The organism is Methanococcus aeolicus Nankai-3, assembly GCF_000017185.1.
Lineage (GTDB): Archaea > AGJL01 > Methanococci > Methanococcales > Methanococcaceae > Methanofervidicoccus > Methanofervidicoccus aeolicus.
In genome coordinates this window covers 557680-570228 of the sequence record NC_009635.1, presented here as the reverse complement: position 1 = coordinate 570228, position 12549 = coordinate 557680, and the positions used below count along the sequence as shown (strand labels likewise).

Genomic DNA, 12549 nt, shown 5'->3' with positions numbered 1-12549 from the left:
TATTATATTATATTATATTATATTATATTATATTATATTATACAATAAATATAGTCCCCCAAAAGCTATAAAATCATAAATCATGTGTATTAATATGGTGGTGGAAGTATTTGTCCTATTTTTAATAATCCCAAATAAATAACTTATTAAAAACACATTTACAAATGCCAAAATTGATAAATATTGGAAATGCAACACCGAAAATAATAAACTTGTATATAAATTACCAAATCTTGGTTGGAGAGCTCCCCTAAAAAGGAGCTCCTCACTAACACCAACCACAATAACCATTATTATTACTTCATACAGTGAGGGAATAGCTTCTTTCATAGCCTGAACGGCGGACTCCACATTAGAAGACTGGTTAATTAGCGCATTTACAACGGTATTTTTTATTTGGGAGGACATTAAATCAGTGAGGTATATTGGGAGCTCCCACACCAAAAAATTAATAATAAATATGCCAACCAATCCAAATATTATATATAAAATTTTGGGAGCTCCCACGCCCAACCTATTTATACATTGTTTTAAGCTTCTGCGAGTTCCAAAACCTATACCCATAAATGCAAAAATAAATAATAACAATTGAAATCCCAATATATTTATTAAATTAAAAATAGCGTCTAATGCCCCATTTAAAAAAATGGCCAAATTTCCATTCATTGTAAAATAAATAATAGGATTTATAAAAATATATAAAGACATAGGAAATACCGTTCTATGAACAATATCGTCCCATTGCAAATCCATTTTTAAAATTTTTACGGCCAATTCAAATATATTTTTATTTAACAACAATAGGGAAGAAATTAATGAAGTTAAAATAATTGAAATCATAATTAAATTTGTAGTATTTATAAAAAACATTGACAAAATTATTGCCATATTTAATAATAACAAGGATATAATAATGCCGTTGTTTAATTTGGGTTGTTGCATACCTTTAATTAAATTTACAGTATATACAATAATAATTAAAATAGGAATGGCTAATTTTGTCAATGTTGTTATGTCCATTTTTATTCCTCTGTGTTATTATTTTTTATTTTTTTAATTTTATCGTATATTTTTTTGATATCTTTACCTACTTCGGAATTTAAATTAAGTGGAGCTCCCTGCAAATCACATTTTGAAACTTCATTGCTGTAGGGGATATAGCCCAAAATAGGAATATTTACCTGTTCATTAAATATTTTTTCAAATTGCTTTTTTTCCTCATTATTTTTTATTTTATTTACTATGCAGTATAAATTTGATACTCCAATATCTTTTGCAAGTTTTTTAATTCTGTTTGCCGTAAGAAGTGATTTTTTGGATGGCTCTACGACTACAATCATTAAATCAACATTTTCAGTAGTTTTTCTACCTAAATGTTCAATTCCTGCTTCCATGTCCAATATAACAACTTCGTCGGTTTTTAAAATTAGATGTCTCAGTAATCTCCTCAGTAGTACGGATGCAGGACATACACAGCCATCTCCGCCTTTTTCAATAGTTCCCATAACTATTAAATTGATATTTGCATCATTTACCGTGTAGCCATATTTTTCAACAATATCTGATACCATAGGATTTATTTTGAATACGCTCCCATATTCTCCGACTTTTGCCCCAGTCCTCTCCTCAATTAAATCGTCCATTTTTGATAGTGGAATTATCTCTTCATCAATACCTAATGCACATGCTAAATTCATATCTGGGTCGGCATCAACAGCCACCACATTATAATTGTCCTTTTCAAATAATCTTGATAATGTGGCAGAAATAAATGTTTTTCCAACTCCTCCTTTTCCAGTTATTGCTATTTTCATAATATCCCTTATTTTGGTGGTGTTTTATTTAATTTATATATAATTATAAAATATATAATAATATAAATTATAAGGTATAAATAATAAATAATAAATAATAAAATAATATTACACAATATTTAATAATGTATATATTCATTAAATATAAAATATATGATATAATATGATGATGTTAATATGATTGATTTAAATATTAGTGGAATAATTCCAAAAAATATGGAAAATAGGGGAAAACTCGTATTAAATGATAATTTAAAAAATATTGAAGATATTTTTAATCATAGAGTAATTCCCAAACAGGCAATGAGTGATGAAGAGATAGAACTTTTTTTAAAATTACTATCTTTAATGGATACAGATAAAGACCCAAAATCTATAAGAATAGGGGAGCGGGAGGCTAGAACCTCTTCAAATATCCACAATAGATTAGTTTCTGGTTTTTGTCATGGGGTGGGAAGAAGTGGAAATTTAATCGATCCACAGCCAAAAGCACCTGGTGCAAGTGTGATGTATTCATTAACCAATAGCATATTAACAAGTTTCTTAAAAAAATTGGGGCTAAATGTTTCAGCAATAGCCACCCCCATAGCAACAGGCATGTCTATATCATTATGTTTAAGTGCATTAAGAAAAAAATATGGTTGTAATACTGTAATTTATCCATACGCAGCACATAAAAGCCCAATAAAAGCCGTATCTTTTTCAGGATTAAAAATGAGATTGGTTGAAACGGTTCTATCCGAAGACGGTGAATCTGTCTTCGTTCCTGTTGAAGATATCGAAAATGCCATAAAAAAAGAAATAAATAAAAATGATAAATATGGGGACAGCAATATTTATACTACTAAATATAATATAAATAATAAAAAAGAAATACCTTGTGTATTAAGCACTTTAACCTTCTTCCCCCCTCGGAAAAGTGATGATATCGTAGAAATAGCAAAGATTTGTGAAGAATATAATATTCCCCATATTATTAATGGTGCCTATGCCATTCAAAATCAATATTATATTGATAGATTAAAAAAGGCATTTAAATATCGGGTAGATGCCGTTATAAGTTCTTCCGATAAAAATTTATTAACTCCGATTGGAGGGGGAATAATTTATTCAAAAGATAAAGAATTCATAAATGAAATATCAAAAACATATCCTGGACGAGCATGTGCAACCCCGATAGTGAATACGCTAGTTTCATTGTTATCAATTGGACTAAATAACTATAAAGAACTTATGAAACAGCAGAAAGAAAGTAGAAAATTATTGCATGACCTACTAGTCGAACTTGCCAATAATACCAATAACAAAGTTTTAAATATTGATAGTCCATTATCTATATGCATTACTACGAATTCAGACCCTGTTGAAATAGCAGGTAAATTATATAATTTAAGAATCACCGGTCCGAGGGGAGTTAGGAGCTCCGATAAATTTGGAAATTGTTATTTGGGAAATTTCCCATACGATTATGTTGTAATGAACGCGGCTATTGGCATTAAAAATAAAGACATAATTAATGCAGTTGATAAATTAAAATATAGTATGGCCAAAAATAAGAATATAATGTCGGGTGAAAAGAATGGCAATAACTATTGCAATAGCATCAGGTAAAGGAGGAACTGGTAAGACCACCACATCGGCAAATTTATCTGTTGCATTAACAAAATTTGGAAAAGATGTAATTGTACTTGATTTGGATATTGCTATGGCAAACCTAGAGCTTGTCATGGGATTAGATGGAAAATCAATAACTTTGAATGATGTTTTAGCAGGTCGTGCCGATATTATGGATGCAATTTATGATGGCCCCAATGGTGTTAAGGTTGTTCCTGCTGGGATTTCATTGGATGCATTTAGAAAGGCAAAACCTGAAAGATTAGCAGATGTTTTAACGAAATTGTATGGAATGTGTGACATTATGATATTAGATTGCCCAGCGGGAATTGGTAAAGAGGCATTAACTGCAATATCGGCTGCTGAACATCTTATATTGTTAGTAAATCCTGAAATATCTTCTATTTCTGATGCCTTAAAGGTAGTGGCAATTTCAAAACGATTTGAAACTAACATACTTGGAGCCATAATTAATAGGGCTTCATTGGAGGATACGGAATTAAGCTCAAAAGCTATTGAAACCATACTCGAAGTCCCAATATTGGGTATTATTCCAGAAGACCCCAATATAAGAAGAAGTGCTGCGTTTGGTGAGCCAATTGTGTTAAAATACCCCGATTCACCCGCTTCACAGGCAATAATGCAAATTGCTGCAAAACTAACGGGAAAAGAATATGTCCCTAAAAAAACCGAGGAAAAATCATTGGTTAAAAAATTCATTAAAGGATTGTTTGGTGGAAAAAAATGATAGATGCAACCTTAGCCTTGGGCATGGCAATTATTAGCTTAATAATAAATGGGATATTGTTTTGTAAAGTAATTCAGTTGAAGAATGAATTAAATTCCATAAAATGCTCTACAAAACTCACAAGGGAAGAAGTGCAAAAGTTAAATGAAAGAATAGGAAGAATTAAAGGCAGGAATTAAACGATATAATAAATCAACATTAATAACATAAATTATATGTGGCATCCATATGATATCAAATGATATATTTAATTATGTACATTCAAAACGGTTGTTCATTGCAGTTATAAGAATTTAGCATATTAATTCGCCCTGGCCCATCATACGAATAATTAAATAAAAACTCTTCGAGTTTTTATTTAATCTCGGCGGAGTATCATAAAGAGCCCTAAACACACCATATATTTTTTATTGCATATATATGCGCAAGTGATATTATGAAAAAACGACAATATGTACTATATGGATTATTATTTAGTTTAATCTTAACTATGTCATATGGCCATGAGCAAATAGATGTTGGTTATGGAAAAATGACTAATGATGGTATTGTTTATCTTGATATAATTTATGTTAATTATAATATTAGTAATTTGGAACCATTTACTAATTTTAGTTTAACGGCAAAAGCCGATAATGTTGATTTCAATAATAGTTCTATATATATGCCATATGTGGAAAATACTGCAACAGGAAACCTTACTGGAATAATTACTGGTAAAAAATTGGATAATTATAAAATAGTGGTATCATTAAGATATTATTTAAATAATTCATTAGTTAGTAAAATTATGATTTACAATATTATAAATATAACAGATAAATCCAATATGGCCCCCAATTCAGAAACTACCATAAATAATGAATCAATTGAAATTGAAAATAATACAATAAACAACACAATAATTAAAAATATTGAAAATGGGAGCTCCCCCAATACATCAAGTTTCGAAAATATAACCACAAATATTAACAAAGATAACAATCTGTCAAAAAATATTACAAATATTGAAAACGGCGCATCAAGTAATAATATGTGGTATATAGTAATGGGGCTTATAATGGGGGCAATTGTTGCAATAACGATAATATTCCTTTACGATATTAAGTGATTATGTATATTTTACTTAAAAGTTTTTTCCTTAATATTTCGGATCTTTAATGATATTAATCAATTGCGATTTATCAAATAATTATGCAAATATATAGTCAATTTTCGAACAATTTCCAGTACCATTAGTTGAAGGATATAAAATCTCTTATGGCGATACAGCAACAGAGAAATATTCCAATGATTTAGGACAGATAATGGACAGTTATTGAATTTACTATAATCTTATTTTATAATTCTTTTTATCAATATATAAATAGCTATTTTGAGGATTAAGCATGAAAAATTTAATTGTGGTTATACCTGCATATAATGAGGAGAAAAATATATTAAAAGTTCTAAGTGAATTATCTAATTTAAATCTTGATTCAATAGTTGTAGATGATGGTTCTACGGACAATACAAAACGAATCGTCAAAGAATATATTGATAAAACAACAAGTAATAATAACAATAAAAACAAAAATAATAATGTTAAAATATATACCATATTTAAAAGCACAAATGAAGGAAAGGCGAAGGCTTTAGAACAGGGGACTAAATTTGCTCTGGAAAAAGGATATAAATATATTTGCTACATTGATGGGGACTACCAACATAAACCCAAAGATATACTGCCAATGTTTGAAAAATTAAAGAAAAAAGATGCTGATGCAGTTTTTGGCATTAGGCGATATAAACATATACCATTTTATAGAATTATTTCAAATTATCTTGCAAGTGTTTTTATGTCTGTTATGGTGTCAATTTATGCTTTAAACTTTCATATATTTAAAGACATACAAAGTGGATTTAGGATTATCAAGGGGGATTTTTTGAATGATATGTATTTTGGAGATGGTTATAGTGTAGAGCATTTAGTTGCCCTTCAATTAGCAAAAAGAAAGGCAAAGATTGTTGAAGAATATATTTCCATTGAATACCATCCCAATGCTATATCATATATCACTACAAAAAAAATAATAGATGTTGTTAAAGAAGTTGCAAAATTTATATTACATAATAAATAGGGTAAAAGAGGCGGTTAAATGAATATATTATGTATTGATATTGGAAAAGGGACTCAGGATATAATTTATTTTAACACTGAAAAAAATAAAAATAATATAGAAAATGCCATTAAACTTATACTTCCATCTCCAACAAGTATTATTGCAAATAAAATAAAAAATACAAATGAGGATTTAAAAATTGATGGTAGTATTATGGGAGGAGGTCCTGTAAATAGGGCAATCTCGGAGCTCCAAGAACAAGGATATAAAATAGAAATATCTAAAAATGCGGCTCCTACAATTAGAGATGATTTAGATGTCGTAAGAAGAAGGGGAATAATAATAAAGGATAAAATAGATAATCCAAATATTATATTCGGCGATTTAAATTTTGAAATGTTAGAAAATATATTTAAAGAATTTGGGGAAGAGTTCCGTCCTGATTTTGTATGTGTTGGATGTCAAGACCATGGTTTTGTAAAAGGACAAAGTGATAGAATTACACGATTTAATTATTTCAAAGAATTATTGCAAATAACAGATAATCCGTTTGAATATATTTTTAAACAAGAAACAGAGCAATTAAATCAATTTTCAAGATTTAATAGTATTATACAATATCTAAAAAATAGTGGACACAGCGGATTTGTAATGGATAGTAAAGTTGCATCGATATGTGGCATACTTCATTATGCGAAAGAAAACGATATAAATGAATTTGTTGGTTTAGATATTGGAAATGGGCACACCTTGGGAGTTAGTATAAAAGATGGAAAAATAAAAGCATTATTTGAGCACCATACAAGATTATTAACGCCCGTAAAATTAAACAAAATAGTTAATAAGATGATAAATGGCACACTCACCAATGAAGAAATATTCAATGATAGGGGCCATGGTGCAACAGTTGTAGGGGGAATAAATCCTGAAAAGATACTAATATCTGGCCCAAATAGGGCATTATTTAAGGAGTATGGGGAATATGTATATCCTGGGGGAGATGTCATGATTACAGGCTGTGTTGGGCTTTTAAATGCATATAATTATAATTATAATTATAATTATGAAAAATAGTAAAAAATAATATATAATAAATCTGTGGCATTAATATACATAGTATATAATATATAAACCTATAAATAATATAAACTAGTAATGATTATAATATAGTCATACAATAAACCAATAATGATTATTATGGTTAATGAAAATATAACAGAATTAGAAAAAAAACTTGTTCCAAAAGGCACAGTATCGGTTATTGGCTGTGGAAGATTGGGCATCAGAGTAATAATGGATTTAATCGAAGTCCATAGGGGAGGACCCCTCCAAATATTTGCATATGATGGTGCCAATATTGCTAAAAATGATATAATCCATAGAAAATATGGGGCAAAAATTGGAGAAAATAAGGCAAAATTTGCCGAAGACTTTTTCAGTGATAAAGTCGTAGCAGTTTGTGAAAATATAACTATTGAAACCGTTCAATCGATAAAAGGAGATGTTGCAATTATTTGCATAGCTGGAGGAGATACCACTCCCATCAGAGAAGCAATTATAAAGCATTGCGAAAAAAACAACATAAAAACAATAGGGACAAATGGAGTATTTGGCATAGAGGAAACTGTAAAAGTTGGAGATGCCATTTACTCTGATGGCCCTGTAAATTATGTGAATATAGAAAATGAAGGGCACATTGTGGTTGGCACAGGTAGGTATATTAGAGACGGAGCTCCCATAACCCCATATATATTGGATGAAATATCTAAAAAAATGATTATTGAGTGCTTAAAAATAATAAATAAAATTAATAAATAATAAAAAATAACTGAAATAATTATATTACGATTAATATTTAAACAATTTAGTGAGGAATAATATGGATATAATAGAAAGAATAAACACAATCAAAAAAGAAAAAAATGCTATAATATTAGCACATAATTATCAGCCAGAAGAAATTCAAAATATTGCTGATTTTGTGGGGGATTCATTGGAATTATGTATTATTGCCAAAGAAACCACTGCGGATATTATTGTATTTTGTGGCGTAGATTTTATGGCTGAAACTGCAAAAATATTAAATAAGGATAAAAAAGTTTTAATTCCTGAGATTAAGGATGTAGAATGTCCAATGGCACACCAATTACCTCCAAAAATCATATTGGATGCAAAAAAAGAACACCCTAATGCAAAAGTTGTAATTTATGTAAATACCCTTGCTTCTGCAAAGGCAATAGCTGACTCAACTTGCACATCTGCAAATGCGGATAAAGTAATAAATTCATTTGAAGAGGATAAAATATTATTTGGACCAGACAATAATTTAGGATATTTTGTAAGTAAAAGAACAGATAAAGAAATAATCTGCATCCCAAAAGATGGAGGTTGTTATGTTCATCAGAAATTTAAAAAAGAAGATGTTATAGCCGCGAAAAAACAATATCCTAATGCTGTATGCATAGCACACCCAGAATGTGCCCCTGAGGTTCAAGATTTGGCCGATGCCGTATTGAGCACAGGCGGAATGGTTAAATTTGTACTGGAAACTCCAGCAGAAGAAATAATAATAGGAACAGAATGCGATATGATAGTTAGGTTAAACCATGAATTAAAAAAGGCAGGTAAAACAAAAAAATTGATACCGCTTAGAAAAGATGCTATTTGTGACCCGATGAAACAAATGACACTTGAAAAAGTAGAAAAATGTTTAATCAATGAAGAATATGAAATAACCCTTGATGAAGAGGTCATTGAACAGGCAAAAAAATCAATTGAAAGAATGTTGAATATTTAATATATTTATATTTTTATTATTTTTATTATTATTTTTATCTTTCATCATCTAACGATTGACTTGATGAATGAGCGATTTTACTCATATAAGTTTGATAAACTATAGATGTATTTTATCATCAAAAAGTTAGAATTTCACACTTTGTAGCGTATTCCTCCCCTTTCTGTTTGTAGCTTCTTGCATTTAATTTTATAAAGTTAGGTTATCCATACAATTTAAAACTTCTAATGTTTTTGTTACATCGTAAATGGCACTATGATATTGTTCTTCATCAAAATCTATCCCATAATGATTACACGCCTCAATAAGTTTTGGAGGTTTCAACCCGCCCCTAATATCGACAGCTCTTACTATATGTTTATTTTGTGCCATTGTGCAAATATGATTATCAAAAGTTACCATATCTCCTAAATATCTAAGTTCAAAAGTGATATTGTGTGCTACTAAAGTATTACAATCTTGGCAAAACTCTATAAATTCATTATCCTGTCTAAAATATTTAGCATAATTTTCACCGCCTCTTAAATTTTTTATTTTTTGTGGTGTTAATCTATGCACCTCTAAAGCTCGTTGATTTATGCCATATTTTGAATAATAATAACGATGAAAAGCATCTATCTTTTTATATTCTCCATCAATAAAAGCAACTTTTATCGCTCCTACTTCTATCACATCATATGGTTTGCGGGTATTTGTTTCAAAATCTAGGATTATCATTGCATCAGCCTTTAAAATAGTTTAGTTATATTATTATTAGCATATTACTTAACTATGTTATTTTTATTATTGCATTATTATCATTATTATTTTTCTATTCAATTGTTTCCACTTTAATTAAATTGGTCTTTTTCATGCCAATTGGATGCCCCAAAGTTATAATATATGTTCCAGTATCAATATATTTTTTAGCTATTTCTTTTGATAAATTTAAAATGTCGTCAATACTATGAACTTCATCTGAAAGAACAGGAGTAACGCCCCATACGAGTCTTAATTTTCTAAATGTTTTTATATTGGGCGTAGGTGCAATTATTGGAATTGAAGGCTTAAATTTGGATATAAGTTTGGCACTACTTCCCGACCATGTGGGCGTTAATATTATTTTGGGGCGTAATTGCTCAAAAAGTGCATATGTGGCATAAGCTATGCCTATTGAAGTTGAGCAACTCCCCAATTTTGTTTTTCTCCCAAATTTATCGATATCTTTTTCAGATATTTTTGCAACATTATCCATTACCTTAATAGCTTCTATAGGGTATTTTCCTATTGATGTTTCATTTGATAGCATTATACAGTCTGTTCCATCATATATAGCATTTGCAATGTCTGTCAATTCCGCTCTCGTTGGGTATGGATTATTTACCATTGAATCAAGCATTTGAGTTGCAGTTATTACTATTTTTCCGTGTTTATTTGCCGTCCTTATTATTTCCTTCTGTTTTACAGGAATATTTTCAATAGGAATTTCAACACCTAAATCCCCCCTAGCAACCATAATTCCGTCTGCATATATTGATATTTCCTCTATGTTTTTTAAACCTTCTTTTGTCTCTATTTTAGCTATTATTGGTATATTTCCATTATACTCTTGTAAAATATTTTTTAAATTGATTATATCGTTTTTATTTCTAACAAATGATAGTGCAATATATTCAAAATCATGTTTAATCGCATATTTTATATGTTCAATATCTTCAATGGCGATTATTGGCATTTTTAAACTCGAATCCGGAGTATTTATTCCATTGCCTTGTTTTATTTCTCCCCCAACTATCGCCGTTGCATATATTAAATTATCTTTAATATTATCTATTTTCAATTTAACCTTTCCATCATTTATTAGTATAAAATGCCCAATTTCCACCTCATTTACTGGGTGGTGGGACAATATTACATCTTTACCAATTATTACTGTTTCTCCCGCTTTTATACTTGATATGTTGGTTGTTTTAATTCGTAATTTATTTCCCTTTAAATCCATTAATTTTGCAATATTGTTTTTATTCAATATTTCCATATATTTATCCATCTCCTCAATCTTAGCATGGGACATGTTAAACCTAACTCCATCAATTATATTTGCTGATTTTTCCAACACTCGTTCGATAGATGGGCCCATTGTTATTAATATTTTAGTTTTACGGTTAAATATGTTATTTTTCATTTTCTCCCTCCCCCTCGTGGCAATAATATTTTTTAGACATGCATTATTATGCATGTTTATTTTATATATCGTTTCCTAAATTAATTTATATAAAAGTGAGATTATAAATGTGGGGGAGCTCCTAAAACTCCTAAAATATTTTTTATATTTATTATAAAATTCAAAAGATATATATAGTTTAAAAGCATACAATATATATCTTCAATAAACCGACCTACATGGAGCTTATGGATAACCTTGCTATGATAGCGGGTTCGAAATTGAAGGTATATGATTTTTTTAAATGAATTTTTGGGCGAGTTGTAAGATAGGGAAGATTCCCATAGTATGAATACAATACAGCAAAAATTCGTATATTATTCTCGGCAGGGTTAGCTATCGGACATGGCGTACAGCTTAGAATGATGAAATAGTGTTAATGCCGAGATATACGCTTTAATAATAGAAATAAATAGATATAGTTTAATATTAACCGTTTTAGTGTTCTATTTTTGATTTACTTTGCTATTAAAAAGGAGTATTTAAAAAAGTAAAATATATTTATATATTTATATATTATAAAATTATTATTACGGAGTATTATTACGGAGCTCCATAAAACCACAAAAAAATATAATAAATTTAAATAATATTTTATTTTTATATTTATTTTTATATTTATTTTTACGAGGTTGTGTAAATGGACAATAACACATTAATGAACAATCTAATGATTTATTTATTTCCGGATAGTTATCTCATTATAAAATATATAACGCATAAAAAATATAGAAATACGCCATTTTTACTGTTTTTTGGATTAGCATCTATTATTTTATTAATGGGTATATTCTATACCATATTATATTACCTCAAAAGACTGCGACACAAAATTGTGTATATTAACAAATCCCGTTAATGTAATGACTCAAAAGGCGTTGTTTGAAAGTGGCTATGAAAAAAATGAATGGAATAAAAGATGTATGTAGTGGAGCTCCCATTAAAGTTGGAAAAAACGGAATAGAAGAAGTAGTTCCTATAAAAATAAGCGATGATGAACTTATGCATTTAAACACTCTGTTGAAGTTGTAAAAAATTGCTGGAATGAAGTTAAAGATATTTAATCTCTATTTTTAATATTAACAACTTATTGATTGATATTATTTTTTTATTTTTCATACATTTTATTAAAATTTTTAATTAAAGACATTTTTAATATTCAACAATTTACTTTTTTTAGTAATAACATATTTATATATCAATTACAATATGATATTATCAAATAATAAAATATTCAATTTATTTAAATATAATTTTGCAAAGGGATGTAT

The 12549-nt window shown here is 28.8% G+C and carries 13 protein-coding genes; 9 read left to right on the top strand and 4 right to left on the bottom strand.

From position 1 onward, the window contains the following. Positions 1 to 27: 27 nt before the first annotated feature. Both MAEO_RS02755 and MAEO_RS02750 read right to left on the bottom strand, forming a co-directional pair. Positions 28 to 1020 (bottom strand): CPBP family intramembrane glutamic endopeptidase, encoded by a 993-nt coding sequence (locus MAEO_RS02755; protein WP_011973272.1) that lies wholly within the window; start codon positions 1018 to 1020, stop codon positions 28 to 30. Positions 1021 to 1022: 2 nt separating this feature from the next. Further along, positions 1023 to 1814, bottom strand: a complete 792-nt coding sequence (locus MAEO_RS02750) for an ATP-binding protein (RefSeq protein ID WP_011973271.1) — start codon at positions 1812 to 1814, stop codon at positions 1023 to 1025. 177 nt (positions 1815 to 1991) lie between these two features. On the opposite strand from MAEO_RS02750, the gene spcS reads away from it, so the two are divergent. From spcS to nadA, 8 genes are all read left to right on the top strand, one after another. Next, on the top strand, positions 1992 to 3425 hold the full coding sequence (gene spcS, locus MAEO_RS02745) for an O-phosphoseryl-tRNA(Sec) selenium transferase (RefSeq protein ID WP_011973270.1): 1434 nt from the start codon (positions 1992 to 1994) through the stop codon (positions 3423 to 3425). Then, positions 3394 to 4176 (top strand): cell division ATPase MinD, encoded by a 783-nt coding sequence (minD, locus tag MAEO_RS02740; RefSeq protein ID WP_011973269.1) that lies wholly within the window; start codon positions 3394 to 3396, stop codon positions 4174 to 4176. The genes spcS and minD overlap by 32 nt, the downstream gene beginning before the upstream one ends. Continuing rightward, a complete protein-coding gene (locus MAEO_RS02735) occupies positions 4173 to 4355 on the top strand; it encodes a hypothetical protein (RefSeq protein ID WP_011973268.1) in 183 nt (60 codons plus the stop codon). The genes minD and MAEO_RS02735 overlap by 4 nt, the downstream gene beginning before the upstream one ends. 257 nt (positions 4356 to 4612) lie before the next feature. Further along, positions 4613 to 5287 carry a hypothetical protein gene (locus MAEO_RS02730; protein WP_011973267.1) on the top strand — a complete coding sequence of 225 codons (675 nt, stop codon included), beginning with the start codon at positions 4613 to 4615 and terminating at the stop codon, positions 5285 to 5287. A gap of 277 nt (positions 5288 to 5564) precedes the next feature. Continuing rightward, on the top strand, positions 5565 to 6296 hold the full coding sequence (locus MAEO_RS02725) for a glycosyltransferase family 2 protein (protein WP_011973266.1): 732 nt from the start codon (positions 5565 to 5567) through the stop codon (positions 6294 to 6296). Positions 6297 to 6314: 18 nt separating this feature from the next. Next, entirely contained in the window at positions 6315 to 7352 is a 1038-nt protein-coding gene (locus tag MAEO_RS02720) for a DUF1786 domain-containing protein (RefSeq protein ID WP_011973265.1), read from the top strand. 114 nt (positions 7353 to 7466) lie between these two features. Beyond that, positions 7467 to 8096, top strand: coding sequence for a hypothetical protein (locus MAEO_RS02715; protein WP_011973264.1), 630 nt, complete (start codon positions 7467 to 7469; stop codon positions 8094 to 8096). 61 nt (positions 8097 to 8157) lie between these two features. Further along, positions 8158 to 9075: a quinolinate synthase NadA gene (nadA, locus tag MAEO_RS02710; RefSeq protein ID WP_011973263.1), complete on the top strand. Its 918-nt coding sequence runs from the start codon at positions 8158 to 8160 to the stop codon at positions 9073 to 9075. A gap of 189 nt (positions 9076 to 9264) precedes the next feature. Here the strand turns inward: nadA and MAEO_RS02705 are convergent, their stop codons facing one another. Beyond that, entirely contained in the window at positions 9265 to 9792 is a 528-nt protein-coding gene (locus tag MAEO_RS02705; RefSeq protein ID WP_011973262.1) for a 3'-5' exonuclease, read from the bottom strand. A 94-nt stretch (positions 9793 to 9886) separates the two neighbouring features. After that, positions 9887 to 11239: a pyruvate kinase gene (gene pyk, locus MAEO_RS02700; protein WP_011973261.1), complete on the bottom strand. Its 1353-nt coding sequence runs from the start codon at positions 11237 to 11239 to the stop codon at positions 9887 to 9889. A 921-nt stretch (positions 11240 to 12160) separates the two neighbouring features. On the opposite strand from pyk, the gene MAEO_RS07865 reads away from it, so the two are divergent. Continuing rightward, positions 12161 to 12310 (top strand): hypothetical protein, encoded by a 150-nt coding sequence (locus MAEO_RS07865; protein WP_232202539.1) that lies wholly within the window; start codon positions 12161 to 12163, stop codon positions 12308 to 12310. Positions 12311 to 12549: the final 239 nt, after the last annotated feature.